General features: G+C 63.7%; 21 protein-coding genes. 8 read left to right on the forward strand and 13 right to left on the reverse strand.

Translation table 11 applies throughout. The features are described from left to right. Positions 1-9 precede the first annotated feature (9 nt). The 6 genes from F1735_RS15130 to queA all read right to left on the reverse strand — a co-directional run bounded on the left by F1735_RS15130 (position 10) and on the right by queA (position 6,636). Positions 10-705, reverse strand: coding sequence for a helix-turn-helix transcriptional regulator (locus F1735_RS15130; protein WP_167237708.1), 696 nt, complete (start codon positions 703-705; stop codon positions 10-12). A gap of 103 nt (positions 706-808) precedes the next feature. Beyond that, a complete protein-coding gene (gene secF / locus F1735_RS15135) occupies positions 809-1,828 on the reverse strand; it encodes a protein translocase subunit SecF (protein ID WP_167237709.1) in 1,020 nt (339 codons plus the stop codon). A gap of 24 nt (positions 1,829-1,852) precedes the next feature. Next, positions 1,853-3,736: a protein translocase subunit SecD gene (gene secD, locus F1735_RS15140; protein WP_167237710.1), complete on the reverse strand. Its 1,884-nt coding sequence runs from the start codon at positions 3,734-3,736 to the stop codon at positions 1,853-1,855. A gap of 55 nt (positions 3,737-3,791) precedes the next feature. Next, positions 3,792-4,127, reverse strand: a complete 336-nt coding sequence (gene yajC, locus F1735_RS15145) for a preprotein translocase subunit YajC (protein ID WP_167224776.1) — start codon at positions 4,125-4,127, stop codon at positions 3,792-3,794. 334 nt (positions 4,128-4,461) lie between these two features. Further along, the gene (gene tgt / locus F1735_RS15150; protein WP_167237711.1) at positions 4,462-5,601 is read right to left on the reverse strand and encodes a tRNA guanosine(34) transglycosylase Tgt; all 1,140 of its coding nucleotides are present in this window, start codon (positions 5,599-5,601) and stop codon (positions 4,462-4,464) included. Between the two features lie 12 nt (positions 5,602-5,613). Then, entirely contained in the window at positions 5,614-6,636 is a 1,023-nt protein-coding gene (gene queA / locus F1735_RS15155; RefSeq protein WP_167237712.1) for a tRNA preQ1(34) S-adenosylmethionine ribosyltransferase-isomerase QueA, read from the reverse strand. Positions 6,637-6,750: 114 nt separating this feature from the next. Here queA and recG point away from each other — a divergent pair, with 114 nt between their 5' ends. Next, the gene (gene recG, locus F1735_RS15160; RefSeq protein WP_167237713.1) at positions 6,751-8,802 is read left to right on the forward strand and encodes an ATP-dependent DNA helicase RecG; all 2,052 of its coding nucleotides are present in this window, start codon (positions 6,751-6,753) and stop codon (positions 8,800-8,802) included. Between the two features lie 83 nt (positions 8,803-8,885). Here the strand turns inward: recG and F1735_RS15165 are convergent, their stop codons facing one another. The 3 genes from F1735_RS15165 to pyrC are packed head-to-tail and all read right to left on the reverse strand — an operon-like array spanning position 8,886 to position 11,723. Beyond that, positions 8,886-9,869 (reverse strand): Gfo/Idh/MocA family protein, encoded by a 984-nt coding sequence (locus tag F1735_RS15165; RefSeq protein WP_167237714.1) that lies wholly within the window; start codon positions 9,867-9,869, stop codon positions 8,886-8,888. A gap of 9 nt (positions 9,870-9,878) precedes the next feature. Next, positions 9,879-10,670 (reverse strand): DUF3025 domain-containing protein, encoded by a 792-nt coding sequence (locus tag F1735_RS15170; RefSeq protein WP_167237715.1) that lies wholly within the window; start codon positions 10,668-10,670, stop codon positions 9,879-9,881. A gap of 3 nt (positions 10,671-10,673) precedes the next feature. Next, the gene (pyrC, locus tag F1735_RS15175; protein ID WP_167237716.1) at positions 10,674-11,723 is read right to left on the reverse strand and encodes a dihydroorotase; all 1,050 of its coding nucleotides are present in this window, start codon (positions 11,721-11,723) and stop codon (positions 10,674-10,676) included. 157 nt (positions 11,724-11,880) lie between these two features. On the opposite strand from pyrC, the gene F1735_RS15180 reads away from it, so the two are divergent. Both F1735_RS15180 and F1735_RS15185 read left to right on the forward strand, forming a co-directional pair. Beyond that, the gene (locus F1735_RS15180) at positions 11,881-12,153 is read left to right on the forward strand and encodes a YlcI/YnfO family protein (RefSeq protein ID WP_167237717.1); all 273 of its coding nucleotides are present in this window, start codon (positions 11,881-11,883) and stop codon (positions 12,151-12,153) included. Beyond that, on the forward strand, positions 12,150-12,449 hold the full coding sequence (locus F1735_RS15185; RefSeq protein ID WP_167237718.1) for a type II toxin-antitoxin system RelE/ParE family toxin: 300 nt from the start codon (positions 12,150-12,152) through the stop codon (positions 12,447-12,449). The genes F1735_RS15180 and F1735_RS15185 overlap by 4 nt, the downstream gene beginning before the upstream one ends. A gap of 17 nt (positions 12,450-12,466) precedes the next feature. Here the strand turns inward: F1735_RS15185 and F1735_RS15190 are convergent, their stop codons facing one another. Beyond that, on the reverse strand, positions 12,467-13,192 hold the full coding sequence (locus F1735_RS15190) for an amino acid ABC transporter ATP-binding protein (RefSeq protein WP_167237719.1): 726 nt from the start codon (positions 13,190-13,192) through the stop codon (positions 12,467-12,469). A 206-nt stretch (positions 13,193-13,398) separates the two neighbouring features. Between F1735_RS15190 and F1735_RS15195 the strand changes: the two genes are divergently transcribed. The 3 genes from F1735_RS15195 (at position 13,399) to F1735_RS15205 (ending at position 17,198) form a co-directional block, all read left to right on the forward strand. Further along, a complete protein-coding gene (locus F1735_RS15195) occupies positions 13,399-14,658 on the forward strand; it encodes a dicarboxylate/amino acid:cation symporter (RefSeq protein ID WP_167237720.1) in 1,260 nt (419 codons plus the stop codon). Between the two features lie 125 nt (positions 14,659-14,783). Further along, positions 14,784-16,091, forward strand: a complete 1,308-nt coding sequence (locus tag F1735_RS15200; protein WP_167237721.1) for a metal-dependent hydrolase family protein — start codon at positions 14,784-14,786, stop codon at positions 16,089-16,091. A gap of 66 nt (positions 16,092-16,157) precedes the next feature. After that, positions 16,158-17,198, forward strand: coding sequence for a type II asparaginase (locus tag F1735_RS15205; protein ID WP_373888530.1), 1,041 nt, complete (start codon positions 16,158-16,160; stop codon positions 17,196-17,198). A gap of 47 nt (positions 17,199-17,245) precedes the next feature. Here F1735_RS15205 and F1735_RS15210 read toward each other — a convergent pair whose 3' ends face one another. Then, a complete protein-coding gene (locus tag F1735_RS15210) occupies positions 17,246-19,084 on the reverse strand; it encodes an ABCB family ABC transporter ATP-binding protein/permease (RefSeq protein WP_167237723.1) in 1,839 nt (612 codons plus the stop codon). A 62-nt stretch (positions 19,085-19,146) separates the two neighbouring features. Between F1735_RS15210 and F1735_RS15215 the strand changes: the two genes are divergently transcribed. Together F1735_RS15215 and F1735_RS15220 are read left to right on the forward strand one after the other, a co-directional pair. Then, positions 19,147-19,596, forward strand: coding sequence for an acyl-CoA thioesterase (locus tag F1735_RS15215; RefSeq protein WP_167237724.1), 450 nt, complete (start codon positions 19,147-19,149; stop codon positions 19,594-19,596). After that, complete coding sequence (locus tag F1735_RS15220; protein ID WP_167237725.1) at positions 19,597-21,162, forward strand: alkaline phosphatase D family protein; 1,566 nt, start codon at positions 19,597-19,599, stop codon at positions 21,160-21,162. Between the two features lie 15 nt (positions 21,163-21,177). Here the strand turns inward: F1735_RS15220 and F1735_RS15225 are convergent, their stop codons facing one another. Both F1735_RS15225 and F1735_RS15230 read right to left on the reverse strand, forming a co-directional pair. After that, positions 21,178-22,866, reverse strand: a complete 1,689-nt coding sequence (locus F1735_RS15225) for a long-chain fatty acid--CoA ligase (RefSeq protein ID WP_167237726.1) — start codon at positions 22,864-22,866, stop codon at positions 21,178-21,180. A gap of 102 nt (positions 22,867-22,968) precedes the next feature. Continuing rightward, entirely contained in the window at positions 22,969-24,651 is a 1,683-nt protein-coding gene (locus F1735_RS15230; RefSeq protein WP_167237727.1) for a long-chain fatty acid--CoA ligase, read from the reverse strand. Positions 24,652-24,883: the final 232 nt, after the last annotated feature.

The raw sequence follows: 24,883 nt of genomic DNA on the forward strand, positions 1-24,883 counted from the left end.
CAGTTTCTGTCAGGAGTCGTCGTCTTCAATGCATAACTCTTCGCGCCAGCGCTTGAGCAAGTCGCGCCGGTGCGCCGGATAGCGCTCGCCGCTGGCCACGGCGGTGGCGATGCGGTCGATGCGGAAGTGGCGGTTGGCGCCGCGCAGTTCGCACCAGGCGGCCAGCACGCGCGCGCCTTCGAAGAACGCCAGCGCGAACGGCCACACGGTGCGCTCGCTCGCCACTCCCGCGGCGTCGCGGTAGCCGATGCGCAGCTTGTGCTGGTCGCGGATGGCTTCGCGCGCGGGCCGCACGAACACGGTGGTATCAAGCGCGCCGGGACCGACCGGCACCCACAGGCTGGTCTCGGCGATGCAGTCGCGCAGGTCCTTCGGGGTGGCCGTGGCGATCTTGGCCAGCGCGTTCGACGCCGCGTCGGCCAGCGCGTCGTCGCCCTGGCGCCGCACCCAGCGCGCGCCGAGCACCAGCGCTTCGAGTTCGTCGGTCGAAAACATCAGCGGCGGCAAGAACAGCCCGGCGCGCATCATGTACCCGACCCCCGCTTCGCCGTCGACCGGGGCGCCCAGTTCGCACAAGGTCTGGATGTCGCGGTAGATGGTGCGTTCGGACACGCCCAGGCGCTCGGCCAGCACGGCGGCGGTGACGGGACGGCGGTGCCCGCGCAGGGCATCGAGCAGCAGGAACAGGCGGTTGGTGCGGCTCATGGCGGCGCGCGGTCGTCAAGCATCATGGTTCGGCTGAGGGCAGGTATGAAAAATGCCGCGCAGCGTGAGCCGGGCGGCATTGTCGAAGCAGGCGAAATGGCGCTTACACGACGGCGCCGTCGGTTTCGTCCTTTTCCTTGATCGGCTTGATCAGGTCTTCACGTTTCACGCCCAGCCACATGGCAATGGCGGCGGCCACGAACACCGACGAGTAGATGCCGAACAAAATACCGATGGTCAGCGCCACGGCGAAGTAGTGCAGCGTTGCGCCGCCCAACAGCAGCATCGACAGCACCATCATCTGGGTACAGCCGTGGGTGATGATGGTACGCGAGATGGTGCTGGTAATCGCATTGTCGATGACTTCTTCGACGCTGGCCTTGCGCTGCTTGCGGAAGTTTTCGCGGATCCGGTCGAAAATGACCACCGATTCGTTGACCGAGTAACCGAGCACCGCCAGCACGCCGGCCAGCACCGCCAGCGAGAACTCCCACTGGAAGAAGGCGAAGAAGCCGAGGATGATGACCACGTCGTGCAAGTTGGCGATGATGGCCGAGACGGCGTACTTCCACTCGAAGCGAATCGCCAGGTAGATCACCACGAACAGCACCACCATGAGCAAAGCGCTCACGCCATTGTGGGCCAGTTCGTCGCCCACCTGCGGGCCGACGAATTCGACCTTCCGGAGACTGAGCACGTCGGCGCCGCTTGGGGAATGGCAGACATCCTTGGCCACGCTCTGGCCCTTGACCACGGTGTCGATGCGGGTGACGGCGCCGCCTTCGGATGCGCACAGCGCGGCGAACACCTTCTGCGAACCGGTCGAGCCGGTCACCGTCTCGATGATCGGCAGGCGCAGCATGACGTCCTGCGCGGTGCCGAAGCTGGACACTTCAGGCTGCTCGTAACCGAGCTTGATCAGGTCCGTGCGGATCTTCTCCTGGTTGGCGGCGGCCGGGTATTTGAGCTCCATCACGGTGCCGCCCTTGAATTCGACCGACAGGTGCAGGCCCCTGGAGAACAGGAAAAACACGGCCGCCACGAAGGTCAGCGCCGAAATCACGTTGAAAATCAACGCATGGCGCATGAAGGGAATATCTTTCTTGATGCGGAAAAATTCCATCTTGAGTCCTGTTGTAGTAAGTGCTTATGATTTCGTGACCGACAGGCCAGGAGTCCAGACGGTACCGATCGAGACCTTGTTCAGCTTTTTCTTGCGGCCGTACCAGAGGTTGACCACGCCGCGCGAGACGAACACGGACGAGAACATCGAGGTCAGGATACCCAGGCAGTGGACCACGGCGAAACCGCGCACCGGGCCGGAACCGAACACCAGCAAGGCGATACCGACGATCAGGGTGGTCACGTTGGAGTCCAGGATGGTGGCCCAGGCGCGGTCGAAACCGGCGGCGATCGCCTTCTGCGGCGATTCGCCGGCGCGCAGCTCTTCGCGGATCCGTTCGTTAATGAGCACGTTGGCGTCAATCGCCATGCCCAGCGCCAGCGCGATCGCGGCGATGCCCGGCAGGGTCAGGGTGACCTGCATCCACGACAGCAGCGCCAGCAGGAACAGCAGGTTCGAGGCCAGCGCGACGACGCTGAAGGCGCCGAACATGTGGTAGTAGATGATCATGAAAATGGCGATCGCGGCGAAGCCGTACACGGTCGAGTACAGGCCTTTGGTGATGTTCTCGGCGCCCAGTTGCGGGCCGATGACCCTTTCTTCGATGATTTCCATCGGCGCCGACAAGGCGCCCGAGCGCAGCAGCAGCGCCAGTTCGTTGGCTTTTTGCGGGGTGCCCATGCCGGTGATCTGGAAGCGGCTGCCCAGTTCACTGTTGATGACCGGCGCCGACAGCACGTTGTACTTGCCTTTTTCCTTGAGCAGGATGGCCATGCGCTTGCCGATGCGCTCGCGCGTGGCGATGCGCATCTTGCTGCCGCCGTTGCCGTTCAGGTCCAGGCTCACCGCCGGCTGGTTGTTCTGGTCCATGGTGCCGATGGCGCTGGAGATGTATTCGCCGGTCAGGATGATGTCTTTCAGGAGCACGATCGGGGCGCCGCGTTCGTCGGTGAACAGTTCCGACGTGAGCGGAATGTTGGCGGCCGATTCCATGCCCGGCACCACGGTATCGTCGACCATGCGCATTTCGAGCGTGGCGGTGCGGCCGATGATGTCCTTGGCGCGCGCCACGTCCTGCACGCCGGGCAGCTGGACCACGATGCGGTCGCGCCCCTGCTGCTGGATGATCGGTTCGGACACGCCCAGTTCATTGACCCGCTTCGACAGGGTCAGGATGTTTTGCTTGACGCCTTCTTCGATGGTGCGCTGCAGCGCTTCCGGCTTGAGCGCGACGATCAGTTTCAGACCGTTGGCATCGGAGGCGTCGGTCAACAGCAGGTCGGCCGACTCGCCGATGATCGAGCGTGCCTTGGCGCGCCGGGCGGCATCGTCAAAACGTACTTCGATGGCCTGGCCGACGCGGGTGATGCCGCTATGGCGCGCCTCGTCCTTGTTGTCCTTGCTGAGCAGCTGGCTGCGCACGCTCTGCTGGATACCCGTGATCTTGGTTTCAGTGGTCGCGGCCACGTCCACCTGCATCAGGAAATGCACGCCGCCGCGCAAGTCCAGGCCCAGGTTCATCGGCAAGGCGCGCAGCACCTGCATCCAGTGCGGCGTGTTCTTCACCAGGTTGACGGTGACGATGTAATCCGGTTCGGCGGGGTTGCGGTTCAGGGCGCGTTCGAGCGCCAGCTTGGCCTTGAACTGGGCGTCGGTGGTGGCGAAACGCGCACGCACGGACGTGCTGTTTTCATTCCCGTCCAGGCTCACACCCTCGTGCGCGATGGCGGCCGCCTTGAGGGCCGCTTCCACCTGTTCGCTCGTGCTGTTGGTGATCTTGAGGATCGAACTGCCGGTCGTCACCTGGAGCGCAGGCGATTCGACGAAGTAGTTGGGCGCCGTGTACAAGGCGCCCAGCAACAGCGCAATGACGATGAGAATGTATTTCCAGACGGGATAGCGATTCATAGTGTTCCAGCGTTCAATGTTGAGCAGTCAGGCGGCGCGCGGCCGCGCGTCGGGCTTACAGGGACTTCAGCGTGTCTTTCGGCAGCAGCGTGGTGATCGAACTTTTCTGCACAACGATATGGGTGTTGTTGGCGATCTCGATGGTGATGTAGCTCTCGTTGACCTTGACGACTTTGCCGAGGATGCCGCCGGCGGTGACGACTTCATCGCCCTTGGACAGGGCGTCCATCATCGATTTCTGCTCTTTGGCGCGTTTTTGCTGGGGGCGGATCATCAGGAAATACATGACCACGAACATCAGGATCAGGGGCAGGAAGGTGCTCATATTACCCATCAAACTGGTATCGGCGGCAGCGGGAGCAGCTTGCGCATAAGCGTTGGAAATAAACACGGGAGACTCCGATATTGAGGTTAGTTTCGTTAAAAAATCAGCGCTGTATTCTAGCACCGCATGCTCGCGGCAAGCCAATCTGGCCTATGTGGCTGCCAACTTCGTTTTTGCAAGCGGGTGAAAGTTATTTAATTTTCAACAACTGCCCGCCATGTTGCTGGTCTTCTACAATCCGTAGCACCGTTTTCGCCCATCATCCTCAAGACCGTCATTCCCGCGCAGGCGGGAATCCAAGGCATCTTAGCTGAGCGACGGTACCTTGGATTCCCGCCTGCGCGGGAATGACGGGCCTTAAGTTAACGCCATTAGGGTCTGTCCCCGGTTTTACAACTTGTTAAACCCCGCGGGCGCGGCCGGCGTTGAATTCGAGACGGAAGGCGTGGAAACGGTCGGCGTCGATGGCGTCGCGCATTTCGCTCATCAGCTTGAGGTAGTAGTGCAGGTTGTGGATCGTGTTCAGGCGCGCCCCCAGGATCTCTTTCGAGCGGTGCAGGTGATGTAAATACGCGCGCGCGAAGTTCTTGCAGCAGTAGCAGTCGCAGCTTTCGTCGAGCGGCCCCTGGTCGTCCTTGTAGCGCGCGTTCTTGATCTTCACATCCCCGAAGCGCGTAAACAGCCAGCCATTGCGCGCATTCCGGGTCGGCATGACGCAGTCGAACATGTCGATCCCGTTGGCCACGCCGGCCACCAGGTCTTCCGGCGTGCCCACGCCCATCAGATAGTGCGGCTTGTTGGCCGGCAGGCGCGGGCCGACGTGTTCGAGCATGCGCATCATGTCTTCCTTCGGCTCGCCCACCGACAGCCCGCCGATGGCGATACCCGGAAAATTGATCTCTTCGAGTCCGGCCAGCGATTCGTCGCGCAGGTTTTCGAACATGCCGCCCTGGACGATGCCGAACAGCGCGTTGGGATTCTCGCCCTGGGTGAACTCGTTCATCGAGCGCTGCGCCCAGCGCAGCGACATGCGCATCGATTGCGCCGCTTCCACCGAGGTGGCCGGACGGCCGTCGATTTCGTACGGGGTGCATTCGTCGAACTGCATGACGATGTCGGAGTTGAGCGCGCGCTGGATCTGCATCGAGATCTCGGGCGACAAAAACAGCTTGCTGCCGTCGATGGGCGAGGAGAACTTGACGCCCTCCTCGGTGATCTTGCGCATCGCGCCGAGCGAAAACACCTGGAAGCCGCCGGAGTCGGTCAGGATCGGCTTGTCCCAGCCCATGAAGCCGTGCAGGCCGCCGAATTTGTTGAGCACCTCGGTGCCCGGGCGCAGCCACAGGTGGAAGGTGTTCCCCAAAATGATCTGCGAGCCGACCTCCTTGAGTTCGACCGGCGACATCGCCTTGACCGAGCCGTAGGTCCCGACCGGCATGAAGATCGGGGTGTCGATGACGCCGTGATTGAGCGTGAGGCGACCGCGCCGCGCGTGCGACAGGCCGCTGGTGTCGGTCTTGAGAAGTTGGAAGTCGAGCATAGGGTGTGGGATCTACTTGTTGTCGGTCGTGAGCAGCATGGCGTCGCCATAGCTGAAGAAGCGGTATTCGCTGGCGATGGCGTGCGCATAGGCGGCGCGGATGGCCTCATACCCGGCAAAGGCCGACACCAGCATCAGCAGGGTCGACTTGGGCAGGTGGAAGTTGGTGATCAGGCGCGTCACCGTCTTGAAGGTGTAGCCGGGCGTGATGAACAGGGCCGTGTCGGCGCTGCCGGCCACCAGTTCATCCGACTGCGACGCCGATTCGAGCGCGCGCAGGCTGGTGGTGCCCACCGCCACGACATCGCGCCCGGCCGCTTTGGCGGCGCGCACGGCGTCCACGGTTTCCTGCGGCACGGTGTACCACTCGGTGTGCATCTTGTGCTCGGCCAGCGCTTCGACCCGCACCGGCTGGAAGGTGCCGGCGCCCACGTGCAGGGTGACGTAGGCGAAATTGACGCCCTTCGCGCCCAGGGCGGCCAGCAGCGCCTGGTCGAAGTGCAGGCCGGCGGTCGGCGCGGCCACCGCGCCCGGCGCGCGCGAATACACGGTCTGGTAGCGCGTTTCGTCGAATTCGTCGGCATCGTGTTCAATATAGGGCGGCAGCGGCAGGCGCCCGTGCGCTTCGATCAGTTCGAACACGTCGCCATCGAACACGAGGGTGAAGAATTCGCCGGCGCGCTCGCCGGCGGTGACGTTGAAGGCGTCGGCCAGGCGGATCCGGTTGCCGGGCTTGGGCGACTTGGAGGCGCGCACCTGGGCCAGCACGGTGCGGCTGTCGAGGATGCGCTCGACCAGCACCTCGACGTTGCCGCCGGTTTCCTTGACGCCGAAAAAGCGCGCCTTGAGCACGCGCGTGTCGTTCATCACCAGGAGGTCGCCGGGGGCGAGCAGGTCGACCATGTCGGCGAACTGGCGGTCGACCAGGGCCGTCCCGTCCAGGTGCAACAGGCGGGAGGCGCTGCGGTTCGGCAGCGGTGTTTGCGCGATGCGCTCGGCGGGCAGGTCGAAATCGAAGTCGGAGAGCGAGTACATTCTGCTAATTTTGTAAAAAAGAGGGTCAAGAGCCGTACAATAAGGGCTCACGCGTGCAGGGCAACCCTCTATTTTACCCGCTTACGCACCGCCGTTGCTTCACCTTGCTTCAATATGCCGCCAACCAAACCGAAAACGCCACCGAAAACCAACGAAAGCAAGCTCGCCAAGCTGGGCCTGCACACCGACATGGACCTGGTGCTGCACCTGCCCATGCGCTACGAGGACGAAACCGTCGTGGTGTCGATCCGCGAAGCGTGCCTGCGCGGCGGCCATGTGTCGCAGGTCGAGGGCATCGTGACGAAAAACGAGATCAGCTTGCGCCCAAGGCGCCAGCTGCTCGTCACCATCGCCGACGAGAGCGGCGACCTGCTGCTGCGCTTCATGAATTTTTACGGCAGCCAGGTCAAGCAACTGGCCGAGGGCACGCGCGTGCGCGCCCGGGCGGAACTCAAGCATGGCTTCTTCGGGGCCGAGATGGTGCATCCATCGTACAAGGTGATTAACGAAGGCGCGCCGCTGCCGACCGTGCTCACGCCCGTGTATCCGTCTGGCGAAGGCTTGTCGCAGGCGATCTTGCGGCGCGCGATCGCCGATGCGATGAAGCGCATCGACTGGCGCGACACCCTGCCGCCGGCCCTGCGCGAAGAAATGAACCTGACCGATTTCGAGCCGTCGGTGCGCCTGCTGCACTATCCGCCGCAGGAAATCGACGCCCATTCGCTGGTCGAGCGCTCGCACCCGGCCTGGATCCGCATGAAGTTCGACGAACTGCTGGCGCAGCAGCTTTCGCTCAAACGCGCGCAGCGGGCGCGCCGGGTCAAGGGTGCGCCGGTGCTCAAGGCCGTCGGCGCGCTGTCGGAGGCGTTTCTGGGGCAGTTGCCGTTCAAGCTGACCGGCGCGCAGCAGCGCGTGCTGAAAGAAATCCGGGCCGACCTGAAAAACGGCTATCCGATGCAGCGCCTGCTGCAGGGGGATGTCGGCAGCGGCAAGACGGTGGTGGCGGCGCTGGCCGCCGCGCAGGCCATCGACAGCGGCTACCAGGCGGCCCTGATGGCGCCGACCGAAATCTTGGCCGACCAGCACTTCCGCAAGATCGCCGGCTGGATGGAGCCGCTCGGGGTGAAGGTGGCGTGGCTGACCGGCAGCCTGAAAAAGAAGGACAAGCTGGCCGCCACCGCCATGGTGGAGTCGGGCGAGGCGCAGCTGGTGATCGGCACGCACGCGCTGATCCAGGATACGGTGCAGTTTGCGAAACTGGGGCTGGTGATCGTCGACGAGCAGCACCGTTTCGGCGTGGGCCAGCGCCTGACCCTGCGCAACAAGGGCAGCAACGGCAAGACGCCGCACCAGTTGATGATGTCGGCCACGCCGATTCCGCGCACCCTGGCGATGACCTATTACGCCGACCTGGAAGTGTCGATCATCGATGAACTGCCGCCGGGGCGCAGCCCGATCGTCACGCGCGCGATCGACCAGAACCGGCGCGACGAAGTCATCGAGCGGGTCCACGCGGCGGCGCTGGAGGGGCGCCAGATTTACTGGGTGTGTCCCCTGATCGAGGAGTCGGAGGCGCTGCAGTTGCAGACCGCCACCGATACGCACGCGATGCTGGCCGAGGCCCTGCCCGACTTGCAGGTGGGGCTGGTGCATGGGCGCCTCAAGGCGGCCGAGAAGCAGGAGGTGATGGATGCGTTCACCGCGAACGAGGTGCAGGTGCTGGTGGCCACCACCGTGATCGAGGTGGGGGTGGATGTGCCGAATGCGTCGCTGATGGTGATCGAGCACGCGGAACGCTTCGGCTTGTCGCAGCTGCACCAGTTGCGCGGCCGGGTGGGACGCGGCTCGGCGGCCAGCGTGTGCTTGCTGCTGTATCAGAGCCCGCTGGGGCCGATCGCCAAGCAGCGCTTGATGACCATGCGCGAGACCACCGATGGATTCGAGATTGCGCGCAGGGACCTGGAGATTCGCGGGCCGGGCGAGTTTTTAGGGGCGCGCCAGTCGGGCCAGGCGATGCTCAGGTTCGCCGACCTGGAGACCGACCAGTGGCTGGTGGAACAGGCGCGCGACGTGGCGCACAAGCTGATTCACGAGGCGGTCGATGATGTGGTGGAAGCGCACCTGGCGCGCTGGCTGGGGGGCAAGGAAGAGTTTTTGAAGGTGTAGCGCTCGTCGCCGCCGTCCCTGTTGTTCCCGCCGCCGTCCCCCGTCGTTCCCGCCGAGTGCCGCCTTGGCGCGGGAACGACGTGTCAAAGGTCCGCCGGATAGCGCAAGCCGATCTGGCCGCGCATCGTATCGAGGACCCCCATCAGATGCAGCGTCTCGTCGAGCGGCATGCCGGGGCTCTCCAGCAGCCCTTCTTTCAAACAGCGCCCCACTTCCATCGCCTCATGCACATACCCGTTGCCCAGGTACGGCGTATCAATCGTGCGCGCGCCGTCCGCCGTGGTCACGGTCACCGACTGCGCCCGGTGGAACATGGTGTTCATCCGTACCTGCCCCAGGCTGCCGGACACGGTCAGCTCCGCCGGCGTCCTGGCCCTGAGCGAGCAACTGCACACCGACATGCCTCCACCTTGGTGCCGCATGGTGAAGCCGGTCTGGATATCGACCCCGGTCTCGCCCATCAGCGCCATGGCCCGCACCTCGGCCACGGGTCCGAGCAGCGCAGCGGCAATCGAGAGCGGATAAATCCCCAAATCGAGCAGCCCGCCGCCGCCCAGCGCCGGATTGTTCAGGCGATGCAGCCGGTCCTGCGTGCCCGCGAAACCAAAATCGGCCGTCACCTGGTGTACGGTGCCGATCTCGCCGGACGCGATGATGCGCCGCACTTCGGCCAGCGCCGGCATGAAGCGCGTCCACATCGCCTCCATCAGGAACAGCTTCTTCTCGCGCGCCAGCGCCACGATGTGTTCCGCTTCGCCCAAGTTCATGGTGAAGGGCTTTTCGCACAGCACGCCCTTGCCGCCATTGAGGGCCATGACGGCATTGTCGACGTGCATCGGGTGCGGAGTGCCGATGTAGACCACGTCGATGTCCGCCGCGTCGGCCAGCGCCTGGTACGAGCCGTAGCTGGCAAGCGCGCCAAATTCGGCGCCGAAGGCTTGCGCGCTTTCCAGGCTGCGCGAGGCCACGCCGGCCAGCAGCGCGCCCGGCGTGTCGCGCAAGGCCGTCGCAAACGCGCGCGCAATCTTGCCCGTGCCCAGAATTCCCCAACGTACCGCTTCAGTCATGTGTTCTCCTCAAACGGCCCGCTTGGGCCGAAATACCGTGGTGTCGGCGTAAAACGCGTGGTCCTGCCCTTCCCACCAACCGGGCACGCCAAGCACCGGCAAGGGAGTAAAACAGGCAGTGCTCAATCCTTGGTCCGCCAGTTCGGCGGCGACCCGGCCGTCGATCCAGGCGCGCCGCTGGTCGTGCGACAGCGCGAAGTAATCGTCGCCGGCCACCACCACGCGCGTGTGCGCGGTGATCGCCTTGCGCGGCGCGACCAGCTTTTCCATCAGCGCGTGCCCGAACAGCCAGACTTCGGCGTCCGGCCCAAAGGCGCCACGCCGTTCGTATAGTGCCTCAATCCAGCCGTGCGCGCGCAGGGCGGCCACCAGGCGCTCGCCCTGGCCGCCGGTCCGCACCACCAGCAGCGCCGCGTTTTCGTCGAAAATGGTGGCGCCGTCGCGCGCCGCGCCACGCGACTTGCCCACCCCGGCCAGCGCGATCTGCGCCGCCTGCAGGGCGTTCAATTGCTGCTTGATGCGCGGGAAGGTCAGCCACACAAGGCCATTGAAGAAGTCGTGCAGGTTCTCGCGCGTGGGCACGCAGCCGGTGGCGCCAATGAATTCTTCGTAGGCGCGCCCGTCCGGCAACTGGTCCTGCGGCACGAAGCGCAGCGGCAGGCCGCGCTGGTTGACCAGCGCCAGCGGCGCGGCAGCCGCGTTCAGGGCCTCGGCCACGCTGCCGACCTCAAGACCCAGGCGCGCAAACGCGGGGCGCACCGCGTCGTACCACGGGCGCGCCCAGTCGATCTGCGAGAGCATCGCTTACAGCAGCTTCCAGTTAATCTGTTCGCCGGCGTTGAGCGGCGCCAGGGTGGAGTCGGCCATCGGCACGGTCTGTGGCAAGGTCCAGGCTTCGCGCTTGAGCGTCACCTGCTCGGTGTTGCGCGGCAGGTCGTAGAAATCCGGGCCGTGGAAGCTGGCGAAGGCTTCGAGCTTGTCGAGCGCACCGGCGCGTTCGAACGCTTCGGCATACATCTCCATCGCGTGCAGCGCGGTGTAGCAGCCGGCGCAGCCGCACGAGGTCTCCTTGGCGCCCACCGCGTGCGGGGCCGAATCGGTGCCCAGGAAAAAGCGCTCGTCGCCGCTGGTGGCGGCCGTCATCAAGGCCAGGCGGTGTTCTTCGCGCTTGAGCACCGGCAGGCAGTAGTAATGCGGTCGAATGCCGCCCTTGAAGATCTCGTTGCGGTTGTACAGGAGATGGTGCGCGGTGATGGTGGCGGCGATCGGGCCGTCGGCTTCGGCCACGTACTGCGCCGCGTCCCTGGTGGTGATGTGCTCGAAGACGATTTTCAGTTCCGGCATATCGCGCCGCAGCGGACGCATGACGCGCTCGATGAAGACTGCCTCGCGGTCGAACAGGTCGATCTCCTGGTCGGTCACTTCGCCATGCACCAGGAAGGGCATGCCGACTTCCTGCATGACGTCGAGCGTCTTGTAGCAGCGCGTCAGGTCGGTCACGCCGGCGTCGGAATTGGTGGTGGCGCCGGCCGGGTAGAGCTTGACGGCGTGGACAAAGCCGCTGTCCTGGGCGCGCCGGATGTCGTCCGGGTCGGTATTGTCGGTCAGGTAGAGCGTCATCAGCGGCTCGAAGCGCATGCCGGCCGGCAGCGCGGCCAGGATGCGCTCGCGGTAGGCCTGGGCCATGGCGGTGGTGGTGACCGGGGGTTTGAGGTTGGGCATGACGATGGCGCGGGCGAACTGGCGCGCGCTGTGCGGCAGCACGCTGGCCAGGGCGGCGCCGTCGCGCAGGTGCAGGTGCCAGTCGTCGGGACGGGTGATGGTCAGGCTCTGGGGGGTATCGATGGTGGACATGGCGGCTTTCGGAAAACGGATGCGGTATTTTAACCTCCGAAGGCGACCAATCGCTCGTGATTCATCCAAGAAACATGGCGCACGTTTGAACCTGCTGCTTGCATCCACATCAGAAGCTTGAGATACTGCGTTGCAAATGCAACGCATGGAGGTCACCTTGAAAACTGCCAACTTTCCTTCTCTACGAGTCGCACCAGAATTGCGCGAAGCAGCCGAAAGCGTACTGGAGAGCGGCGAATCCCTGTCCAGCTTTGTCGCGCAATCGGTGACACTGCAGATTCGGCAGCGCCGCGCGCAACGCGACTTTATCGAACGCGGTCTCGCCTCGCGCGACGCGGCACTGCAAAGCGGCGAGTATTTCAGTGCCGACGATGTCCTGCGCGACCTCGATGAAGTCATTGCCGACGCCGAGGCCCGGGCGGTCAAATGAGTTTTCGCGTCAGGTATACAAAAGAGGCTCGGGCCGACTTGCGCCGCCTGTATGCCTACCTGGCCGCCAAGGACATTGGCGTGGCCAGGCGGGCGCGTACGATCATTGCCAAAGCCATGACGCTACTGGAGGAATTTCCCTTCACCTGCAGAAAAGCGGCTGCCGACTCGCCCCGTCTCAGGGAGTTGCTCATTGATTTTGGCGGCGCAGGGTATGTCGCCCTGTTCGAGATCGAAGACGCACACACCGTCACCATTCTCGCGGTGCGGCACCAGCGAGAAGACGACTTCCTGTAATCGCAGGCGCGCCAGCGTCAGTGAATGATCCGGGCCAAAAACTCGCGCGCGCGCTCGGAACGCGGCGCGGTGAAGAATTCCTGGGTCGGGCTGTCTTCGACGATGCGGCCGTGGTCCATGAACAAAATGCGCCCGGCCACCTTGCGCGCAAAGCCCATTTCGTGGGTGACGACCATCATGGTCATGCCTTCCTGCGCCAGGCCGACCATCACGTCGAGCACTTCGTTGATCATTTCCGGGTCGAGCGCGGAGGTGGGCTCGTCGAACAGCATGGCGATCGGGTCCATCGACAGCGCGCGCGCGATCGCCACGCGCTGCTGCTGGCCGCCCGATAACTGGCTGGGGTATTTATCCTGCTGCGCCAGGAGGCCCACCCGGTCCAGGTACTGCAAGCCCTTGGCGGTCGCTTCTTCCAGGCTGCGCCCGAGCACCCGGGTCTGGCCGAGCGTCAGGTTGTCGCGTACCGACAGGTGCGGGAACAGCTCGAAATTCTGGAACACCATGCCGATACGCGCGCGCAGTGCCGACAGGTCGGTCTTTTTGTCGCCCACCGAGACGCCGTCGACCCGTACTTCGCCCTGCTGAAACGGTTCGAGCCCGTTGACGGTCTTGATCAGGGTCGACTTGCCGGACCCGGACGGGCCGCAGATGACCACCACGTCGCCCTTGCCCACCTCGGTCGTGCAGTCGGCCAGCACCTGGAACTGGCCATACCACTTACTGACATTTTTTAGTTCGATCATGTTGTTTTTCGTCTGTTCTAATAGAGAAGGTGCGAGCTTGACAGCACCTGCGGCCCCTAGGATACTGCGGAACTTGCCAAGAAAATCATCACATAACTGGCTGGTTCGCTCACAAAATACCGCTATTTTGCCCGAGAATGCAGGGAAACCGGCTTTCCGCTGTCCCTGACGCCACCGAATCGACTCAAATACAGGACGCACAGCCCATGAACCAGAAAAACCGCCTTACCCTCTACATCCTTCTGGCCCTCGTGCTCGGGGTGGTGCTCGGGTATGTCATCAATGTCAGCACGCCAAACCCGGCCGCCTTCGCCGAATACATGTCGCTGGTAACCACGCTGTTCCTGCGCCTGATTAAAATGATCATCGCGCCGCTGGTGTTTTCGACCCTGGTGGTCGGCATCGCCAAGATGGGCGACGCCAAGGAAGTCGGCCGCATCGGCGCCAAGGCGCTGGGCTGGTTCGTGCTGGCCTCGATCATGTCGCTCTCGCTCGGCCTGATCCTGGTCAACCTGTTCCGTCCCGGCGACGCCATGGTGGCTCACCTGCCGCCGGCCGGCGCGGTATCGGGCATCGTCACCAGCAGCCTGACGCTGAAGGAATTCGTCACCCACCTGGTGCCGTCGTCGATCGTGGACGGCATGGCCAAGAATGAAATCCTGCAGATCGTGATCTTCTCGCTGTTCTTCGGCACCGCCGCCGCCGCGGTCGGCGCGCGCGCCAACCCGATGATCGAAGCCATCGACGGCGTTGCCCACGTCATGCTCAAGGTGACCGGCTATGTGATGAACCTGGCCCCGATCGCGGTGCTGGCGGCGGTGTCTGGCATCATCGCCAAGAGCGGCATCGGCATCCTGTCGACCTACGGCATTTTCATGGGCGAGTTCTACATCGCCATCGGCGTGTTGTGGGTGGCGCTGACGATTGCCGGCTTCCTGTTCCTGGGACCGCGCGTGTTTGCGCTGCTGCGCGAAGTGCGCGAGCCGACCATCCTGGCGTTTTCCACCGCGTCGTCGGAAGCGGCTTTTCCAAAGACCCTGGAAGGCCTGGAGCGCTTCGGTGTGCGTAACCGTATCGCCGCGTTCGTGCTGCCGATCGGTTATTCGTTCAACCTCGATGGCTCGATGATGTACTGCACCTTCGCCACCGTGTTCATCGCCCAGGCCTACGGCATCGAAATGACGCTGTCGACCCAGCTGACCATGATGCTGGTGCTGATGCTGACCTCCAAGGGCATGGCCGGCGTGCCGCGCGCCTCGCTGGTGGTGATCGCCGCCACCCTGGGCCAGTTCAACATCCCTGAAGCGGGCTTGCTGCTGTTGCTCGGCATCGACCACTTCCTCGACATGGCGCGTTCGGCCACCAACGTGATCGGCAATGCCATCGCCACGGCGGTCGTGGCCAAGTGGGAGGGTGAATTGAGCGACCCTGGCATGGTCGAACCGGCCACCTCGCCGCTTAAGTAAAGACACGCATGCCCAGGGGCGGAAAAGCACAGCTTTTCCGCCCTTTGCTTTTGGGCCTTGGCCGCACTTCTGCATATCGCATTCATGTATGCTCTTTTGCCATCATTTTTCTCGGGAGACCCGCAATGCTCAAGCTGTCCGCCATCGGTATTTTGCTCGCTTGCGGTAGTGCGCAAGCGGCCACCCAGACCGTCGATTGCGGACGCCTGCTCGATGTCAAAACCGGTGCCTGGCGCGACAAGGTGAGCATCGTCATCGAGGATGGCTCAATCAAGTCGGTCGGGCCGATGAGCGCGGGCGCGAACGCGGACGCTAACCCGACAGCGGGCCACATCGACCTGTCTGCCCACTCCTGCCTGCCCGGCCTGATCGACATGCACGTGCATCTGACCGGCGAAACCCAGAAGCAGGCCGACGCCCTGCGCGACGCCATCAGCCTCAATCCCGCCGACCATGCCTACCGCTCCGTCGTCTTCGCCGAACGCACCCTGAAAGCCGGTTTCACCACCGTGCGCGACCTGGGCGCGAGCGATGGCCTGAACGTCTCGCTCAAGCGCGCCATTGCGGCCGGCAGCATTCCCGGCCCGCGCATGTTCACGTCGGGCAAATCGATCGCGACCACCGGCGGGCACGCCGATCCGACCAATAATTTTTCGCAGCGCTTGAGCCATGCACTGGGCACGCCGGGACCGAACGAAGGCGTGGTCAATAGCGCCGAAGGCGCGCGCGAAGCGGTGCGCGCGCGCTACAAGGAAGGCGCGGACCTGATCAAGGTCACCGCCACCGGCGGCGTGTTGAGCCAGGCCCGCAACGGCCAGAACGCCCAGTACACCGAGGACGAACTGCGCGCCATCGTCGGCACCGCCAAAGACTACGGCTTCCGGGTCGCGGCCCATGCGCACGGCACCGAAGGCATCAAGCGCGCGCTGCGCGCCGGGATCGACTCGATCGAACACGGCACCATCATGGACGACGACATCATCGCCCTGTTCAAGAAGCACGGCGCCTGGTACGTGCCCACCATGTCGGCCGGCCGCTACGTGGCCGACAAGGCCAGGGACCCGGATTACTATTCGCCGCTGGTGCGCCCGAAAGCGGCCGCCATCGGCCCGCAGATCCAGGCCACCTTCGCGCGCGCCTACAAGGCCGGCGTGAAGATCGCCTTCGGCACCGACGCCGGCGTGTTCCCGCACGGCGAGAACGCCAAGGAATTCGCCTACATGGTCGAAGCGGGCATGGCGCCGCTCGAAGCGATCCGCGCGGCCACCCTGAACGCCGCCGCCCTGCTCGACCAAAGTACCCGCCTCGGTTCGGTGGAACCGGGCTACGCGGCCGACATCATCGCCGTTGCCGGCGACCCGCTGCGCGACATCGCGCTCCTGCAGCAGGTGCGCTTTGTGATGAAGGACGGCGTCGTCTACAAACAACCATAAACATCAATCCAAGGAGAACCCATGCTGTATCAAAAAACCACCCGATCGATGATCGCCCTGTTCGCCATGCTGGTGGCGGTGAGCAGTGCGGTGCAGGCCGAAAGCGCCGCGCCCAAGCTGGCCAACGTGACCATCCTGGCCACCGGCGGCACCATCGCCGGCACCGGCGCGAGCAGCACCACCACGGTCGGCTACACCGCCGCCACGGTGGGCGTGCAAAACCTGATCAAGGCGGTGCCGGAACTGTCGAAGGTGGCCAACGTCACCGGCGAGCAGGTGTTCCAGATCGCCAGCGAAAACATGAGCAACGAGCATTGGCTCACGCTGGCCAAGCGGGTCAACGTGCTGCTGGCGCAGAACAACGTCGATGGCATCGTCATCACGCACGGCACCGACACGCTGGAAGAAACCGCGTACTTCCTCAACCTGGTGGTCAAGAGCCGTAAACCGGTGGTGCTGGTCGGGGCGATGCGGCCATCGACGGCGCTGTCGGCCGACGGCCCGATCAACCTGTATAACTCGGTGATGCTGGCCGCCAGCCCGGAAGCGGTCGGCAAGGGCGTGCTGGTGGCGATGAACGACCAGATCCAGTCCGCGCGCGATGTCACCAAGGTCAATACCTCGACCCTGGACTCTTTCCGCACGCCGGAACTGGGCCTGCTCGGCTACATCCAGGGCAGCAAGCCTTTCTTCTATCGCCAGTCGGTGCGCAAGCACACGACCGAGACCGAGTTCGATATCGGCGCGCTGACGTCGCTGCCGCAGGTCGACATCGTGTACGGTTATGCGAACATGAATCCGGTCGCGGTGGACGCCTTCATGGCGGCCGGCGCGAAGGGCATCGTCCACGCTGGCGTGGGCGACGGCAGCCTGGCCGGCAAGGTGGTGCCGTCGTTGAAAGCGGCACGCGCCAAGGGCGCGATCATCGTGCGCGCCAGCCGCGTGGGACAGGGCATTTTGGCACGCAACGGCGAAGCCAATGACGATCAGCTGGACTTCGTGGCGGCCGATACGCTCAATGCGCAAAAGGCGCGCATCCTGCTGATGCTGGCGCTGACCAAAACCAGCAGCACCAAGGAAATCCAGCGCATGTTCTACACCTACTAACTGCGCTTTAACACTGCTTTGGCGGTGGGCACGGCGTGCCCACCCGCTTATTCCACGTCGAGCGGCGACTCCACCTCTTCCTCATCCTGCCTGGCCTGCTGCCGTTCCCACATCTGGGCGTACAGGCCTTTCGCCGCCAGCAGCGCGTAATGCGTTCCCCGTTCCACGATGCGCCCATGATCGAGCACCAGGATCTGCTCGGCGTCGGCCACCGTCGAGAGGCGGTGCGCAATCACCAGGGTGGTGCGGTTCTTCGCGATTTCCTTCAACTGGGCCTGGATCGCCTGTTCGGCCTTGGAGTCGAGGGCGGAGGTGGCTTCGTCAAAAATCAGGATCGCCGGGTCCTTGAGCAGGGTGCGCGCGATCGCTACGCGCTGCTTTTCGCCGCCCGACAGTTTCAGTCCGCGCTCGCCCACCATGGTGGCGTAACCGTCCGGCAGCGTTTCGATGAAGTCGTGGATGGAGGCGGCGCGCGCGGCGGCGACGATGTCGTCCTTGCTCGCTCCCGGCTTGCCGTAGGCGATGTTGTATTCGATGCTGTCGTTGAACAGCACCGTATCCTGCGGCACGATGCCGATCGCCCGGCGCAGCGATTCCTGGGTGACGTTGCGCAAGTCCTGGCCGTCGATGGTGATGGCGCCGCTGTTGACGTCATAAAAGCGGAACAACAGGCGCGACAAGGTCGACTTGCCCGAGCCGCTGTGGCCCACCACGGCGGTGGTGGTGCCGGCCGCAATCGTAAAATCGACGTCGAACAAAATCTGGCGCTTGGTTTCGTAGCTGAAGTGTACGTTCGAGAACGCGACCTGGGCGCCGTGGGTGGCGAGCGCCCTGGCCCCGGCGCTGTCGGCCACTTCGCGGTTCTGGTCCAGCAGCGAGAACAGGCGCTCCATGTCGGCCAGGCTCTGCTTGATTTCGCGGTAGATCACGCCCAGGAAGTTGAGCGGGATGTAGAGCTGGATCATGAAGGAGTTCACCAGCACCAGGTCGCCCAGGGTCATGCTGCCGGCGATCACGCCTTCGGTCGCGCGCCACAGAATCAGGGTGACGGCGGTGGCGATGATCAGCGATTGCCCGGTGTTCAGGACCGACAGCGAGGTTTGCGACTTGACGCCGGCGTTCTCGTAGTGTTTCAAGCCTTCGTCGTAGCGCGCCGCTTCGTAATCTTCGTTGCCGAAGTATTTGACGGTCTCGTAGTTGATCAGCGAGTCGATCGCCTTGGTGTTGGCCTTGGAATCGAGGTCGTTCATGGTGCGCCGGAAGTGGGTGCGCCAGTCGGTCACGATGACGGTGAACGCAATGTAGGTCACCAGCGCCACGCCGGTAATGGCGCTGAACCAGATGTCGTAGTGGGTCACCAGGTAGCCCAGCACCAGGGTGATTTCGACCAGGGTCGGCAGGATGTTAAACAGGGTGTACGAGATGAGCGAGCTGACGCCGCGCGTGCCGCGCTCGATATCGCGCGTCATGCCGCCAGTCTGGCGGTTCAGGTGAAAGCGCAGCGACAGCGCGTGCAGGTGGCGGAACACGCGCAGGGCGATGGTGCGCACGGCGCGTTGCGTCACGCGCGCGAACAAAAATTCGCGCAGCTCGGTGAAGACCGTGGTGGACAGGCGCAGCAGGCCGTAGGCGACCAGCGCGCCGAGCGGCAGCACCAGCAGCGCCTTCGGGTTCGATGGATTGATGGTCAGCTGGTCGATCAGCCGTTTCATCACCAGCGGCACGCCGACGTTGGCCAGCTTGGCGGCGATCAGGCAGCCCAGGGCCGCCATCACGCGCCATTTGTAGACCCACAGGTAGGGAATCAGGGTCTTCAAGGTGCCCCAGTCGCTGCGGCGCGGGGCGGTCGGGTCGACGGGAGGCGGAGGGGAGGAATGACGGCGCATGGCGGAGCTCGGGTATTTGTGGTTCAATTCCGGTCGATTGTAGCCCTTCAAGAGAATTTACGATGACCACGCCAGAAAACACAGTACCCGCTCCCGCCCCCCGCGGTCTCCCAGCCGGCAAGATGCCCGAGCTGCGTGTCATGCCCGCGCCCTCCGACGCTAACGTCTACGGCGATGTGTTCGGCGGCTGGATCATGGCGCAGGTCGATATCGCCGGCTCGCTGCCGGCCACCCGGCGCGCCAACGGGCGCGTCGCCACCGTCGCGGTGAACTCGTTCGTCTTCAAAAATCCGGTGTTCGTCGGCGATCTTCTGTCTTTTTATGCCGATATCACCAAGGTGGGCAACACCTCGATCACGGTTTACGTGGAAGTCTACGCCGAGCGTAACCGACTGCAGGCCAACACCGTCAAGGTAACCGAGGCCACCTTGACCTATGTCGCCACGGGCGACGACCGCAAGCCGCGCAAGGTGCCGGCGCTCGATGAGCTGATGTTCCCGCAAGAGCGCTGAGTGGACGCGCCGCGCCGCCACTTCCTTCAGTACGCGGCGCTTGCCGCCGGCGGCATCGCCCTGCCGGGCGCCTACGCGCGTCCAGCCGGTACCAGCTATCCATTCAGCCTGGGGGTGGCCTCCGGCTCTCCCCTGCCCGACTCGGTGCTGCTGTGGACGCGCATCCTGAACGATCCATTGAACGCCGCGGCCACGCCGCCGGTCGCCTTTTCGGTGCGCTGGGAAGTGGCGCACGACCAGGCGTTCACCCGCATCGCGGCCAGGGGCACGGCCAGCGCGCTGCCGGCGCTGGCGCACAGCGTGCATGTGGACGTGCGCGGACTGGAACCGGCGCGCTGGTACTGGTATCGCTTCATGCTGGGCGAGGCGGTCAGCCCGGCCGGACGCACGCGCACCGCGCCGGCGCCCGAGTCCATGCCGGCCGCGCTCAAGCTGGCGGTGGCCTCATGCCAGCACTGGGAATTCGGCAGCTACGCCGCGCACCGCCACATCGCCGCCGCCGCGCCCGACCTGGTGGCGTTTTTGGGCGACTATATTTATGAGTGGGGGCCGTACCAGCTGGCGCACCCTGCTTCGGCCGTGCGCACGGCGGAATCGTTTTCGCTGGCCGAGTACCGCGCGCGCTACGCCCAGTACAAGAGCGACCCCGATTTGCAGGGCGCGCACCTGGCGGCGCCGTGGATCGTGACCTGGGACGACCACGAGGTGGCCAACGATTACGCGGGCGAGCGCGACGAACGGCTCGATGCCGGCTTTGCATTGCGGCGCGCGGCGGCCTACCAGGCGTTTTATGAGCATATGCCGCTGCGACTGGTGCTGGCGCGGCCGGGCGAGTACGCCGGCATGCGCATGTACCAGCGCTACGACTGGGGGCGGCTGGCGCGCTTTCATGTGCTCGACGACCGCCAGTACCGCGCCACGCATGCTTGTGCGCCGGCAGGGCGGGGTGGTTCGAGCTCGGTCACGCGCGCCTGCGCGGCGCTGCGCGACCCGGGCCGCTCGATGCTGGGACGCGCGCAGGAGGGGTGGCTGGCCGAGGGGTTCACTTCGTCGAAGGCGCGCTGGAACCTGATCGCGCAGCAGACGCCGATGGCGCAATCGAGCCAGGTGCCGGTACACAAAACCGCCGACGGGCGCTTCTGGAATGATGGGTGGGATGGCTATCCGGTGGCGCGCCAGCGGCTGTTCGAGGCGCTGGGCAAGAGCGGCGCGGCCAATCCGGTGGTGCTGGCGGGCGATGTACACACGTTTTATGCGTCGGACTTGCTGGGTGACTTTAACCGGCCCTCGTCCAGGCGCAATCCGGTCATCGCGACCGAGTTTTGCGGGACCTCGGTGACGTCGGGCTCACGGCCGCAGGCGCGCACCTTGCAGTATCTGGAGATGAACCCGCATACCAAATACGGGCGCAGCGACAAGCGCGGGTTCATGCTGATGGATGTGACGCCGGACAAGACCACGACCGTGTTCGTCGGGCTGGACGATGTGCGCATTGCGCAGTCGGGCAAGGCGACGCTGGCGAGCTTTGAAGTGGCCAACGGCAAAGCGGGAGCGCGCCAAGTCTAGCGGCTCCCGTCGGGATCAAGCCGTGACGACCGGCGCCGGGTCGCGCAGTTCGCGGCGCAGGATCTTGCCGACGTTGGTCTTCGGAAGATCGGTGCGGAACTCGATGTACTTCGGCTTTTTGTAGGCCGTGAGCTGCTCCTTGCAGAATTCGAGCAGGTCTTCCGCCGTCAGGTTCGGGTCCTTGCGCACCACGAACAGCTTGACCGCTTCGCCCGAATTATGGTCCGGCACGCCGATGCACGCGCATTCGAGCACGCCCGGATGCGACGAGATCACGCTTTCGATTTCGTTCGGATAGACGTTAAAGCCCGAGACCAGAATCATGTCTTTCTTGCGGTCGACAATCTTGGTGTAGCCACGTTCATCCATGATGCCGATGTCGCCGGTCTTGAAGAAACCGTCGGCGGTCATCGACTTGGCGGTTTCGTCGTCGCGCTTCCAGTAGCCCGCCATGACCTGCGGGCCGCGGATGCCGATTTCGCCGCGTTCGCCGAGCGCCACGTGATTGCCGTTGTCGTCGAGGATGGCGATGTCGGTGGACGGATACGGCAGGCCGATCGAGCCGGTGAATTCCTTGATGTCGCAGCGGTTGGCGGTGGCCACCGGGGACGTTTCGGACATGCCGTAGCCTTCGATGATCGGGGTGCCGGTCAGCTTGAGCCAGCGGTCCGCCACCGACTGCTGCACCGACATGCCGCCGCCGTTGCACACCTTGTAGCTGGAAAAATCGAGCTTGGCGAATTCGGCGTTGTTGAGCAGGCCGTTGTACAGGGTATTGACCGCCGGGAACACGTTGATGCGGTATTTGCTCAATTCCTTGACGAAGCCCGGCATGTCGCGCGGGTTCGGAATGAGCAGGTTCATGCCGCCCAGGCGGGTGGACATGAGCGAGCACACGGTGAGCGAGTAGATATGGTACAGCGGCAGCGCACACACGAATTGCAGTTGCTGGTTCTTGGGCAGGGTGTCGAGGGTCGGCTGCAGCCAGGCTTCGTTCTGCAGCACGTTGGCGATCACGTTCTTGTGCAGCAGGACCGCGCCCTTGGACACGCCGGTGGTGCCGCCGGTGTACTGCAAGAAGGCGATGTCGTCGTGGCCGAGCGTGGCCGGCGTGAGCGTCAGGCGCGCCCCTTCGGCGAGCACCTTGTTGAACGGGACCGCGTCCGGCAGCGAAAAGGCCGGCACCATTTTTTTGACCTTGCGCACCACCAGGTTGACGATCATGCCTTTCAGGGGGCCGAGCAGGTCGCCCATGGTGGCCATGATGACGTGCTTGACCTGGGTCTTGGCCAGCACTTCCTGCACCGTGTGGGCAAAGTTTTCCAGCACCACGATGGCTTCGGCGCCCGAGTCGATCATCTGGTGCTGCAGCTCGCGCGGGGTGTAGAGCGGGTTGACGTTGACGATCACGTAGCCGGCGCGCAGCACGGCGGCCATGGCCACCGGATATTGCAGCACATTGGGCAGCATGATGGCCACGCGCGCGCCCGGTTTCAGGCCGCGGCTTTGCAGCCAGGCGCCCATCTGCGCCGACATGCGGTCCAGTTCCGCGTAGGTGATGGACTTGTCCATGCAAACGTAGGCCTTGCGGTCGGCGTACTTGCGGAACGCTTCTTCCAGCAGGTGGGTGAGCGAGCGGTATTGCGTGTAATCGATTTCCGCAGGCACGCCCTCCTGGTACGACTTAAGCCAAAACTTGTCCATCTATGCCTCGTCTTTTTTACTGTAACTGTGAATGCAAAAGACCGCCCGCGGGCGGTCGTGCCGCTAAATAAGCGAATGTATTATTCTCCGTGGCGATGCCGCTTACGCCGCATGCTTTTCATCGCGCAGCACGCGGCGCAGGATTTTGCCGACATTGGTTTTCGGAAGCTCGCTGCGGAATTCGATGTACTTCGGCTTCTTATAGCCGGTGAATTCCTGCTTGCAGTAAGCCATCAATTGTTCGACCGTCAGGGTCGGGTCTTTACGCACCACGAACACCTTGACCGCTTCGCCCGAATGCTCGTCCGGCACGCCGACACAGGCGCATTCAAGCACGCCCGGATGCTTGGCGATGACTTCTTCGAGTTCGTTCGGGTACACATTAAAGCCGGAGACCAGGATCATATCCTTTTTGCGGTCGACGATTTTTATGAAGCCGTGCTCGTTCATGATGCCGACGTCGCCCGATTTGAAGAAGCCGTCGGCCGTCATGACCTTGGCCGTTTCGTCCGGACGGTTCCAGTAGCCGGCCATGACCTGCGGGCCGCGGATCGCGATTTCGCCCGACTGGCCCAGCGCCACCGGCCTGCCGTCGTCGTCGAGGATCGCAACGTCGGTCGATGGCACCGGCATGCCGATGTGGCCCGTGAATTCGGTCAGGTCGGAACGGTTGCAGGTGGCCACCGGCGACGTTTCGGACAGGCCGTAGCCTTCGATGATGCAAGTGCCGGTCGCCTTTTTCCATTTGTCGTTGACGGCCTGCTGGGTCGCCATGCCGCCGCCGTTGGAAATCTTCAGGCCCGAGAAATCGACCTTGGTGAAATCGGGATGGTTGAGCAGCGCGTTATACAGGGTATTGACCGCCGGCAGCATGTTGATCTTGTATTTGCAAAGTTCCTTGATAAAGCCGCCGATATCGCGCGGATTGGGAATCATGATATTCAGGGCGCCCACGCGCATGCCCCACATGGCGCAGCAGGTCAGTGCGAAGATATGGTACAGCGGCAGCGCGCACACGATCACCACCTGCTCGACCACGGGTGCCTTGACCAGCGCCGGCTGCGACCAGGCTTCGCTTTGCAGGACGTTGGCGATCACGTTGCGGTGGGTCAAGGTCGCCCCTTTCGATACGCCCGTGGTGCCGCCCGTGTACTGCAGGAAGGCGACATCGGTGGCGCTCGCCTTGACCGGGGTAAAGGTCATTTTTTCGCCCTGCGCCAGCACGTCCTTGAAGCGCACGGCGTTGGGCAGCGAAAAGGCGGGCACCATTTTCTTGACGTTGCGCACGACAAAATTGACGATCACGCCTTTCACGCCGCCGAGCAGCTCGCCCATGCTGGCCACCACGATGTGCTTGACCGGGGTTTTGACGAGGACTTGTTCGAGGGTATGGGCAAAATTTTCCAGGACGATAATCGCTTCGCTGCCGGAATCGCTGAGCTGGTGCTCCAGTTCGCGCGGCGTGTACAGCGGGTTGACGTTGACCACGGTGTAGCCGGCGCGCAGGATGGCGGCGATGGCGATCGGATATTGCAGCACATTGGGCATCATCACGGCCACGCGCGCGCCCTTGGAAAGGCCGCGGCTCTGGAGCCAGGCGGCCATGCGTGTCGAATACTGGTCGAGCTCGGCATAGCTGAGGAATTTGTCCATGCAGACGTAGGCGTTGCGGGTCGCGAATTTCTTGAAGGACTCTTCGAGCAATTGCACCAGCGAGCCGTACTGGTCGGGATCGATCTCCGCAGGGACGTTCGCGGGATAGGATTTCAGCCAAATCTTGTCCATATGTGCCTCAGTCTCAATATTATCGTTATGTGGGTTCGGCGCACATTGCCGACCAGTATTTTTTGCACTCAAGAAAATAAACCGAGCGTGCGCTTTATTACGCTGTCTGTGATGCTATCGGGCGATGCGCTTCGATGCAAGCGCTTTTGCTGCTATTTCAGACAGGCTTGATGCACACAGCTTTTGGTGCAGTGCCGCAACACCCATTGGTATGGCGGAAAAATTGCCGGCG

The sequence above is a fragment of the Massilia genomosp. 1 genome (assembly GCF_011682185.1).
Lineage (GTDB): Bacteria > Pseudomonadota > Gammaproteobacteria > Burkholderiales > Burkholderiaceae_D > Telluria_A > Telluria_A rubra.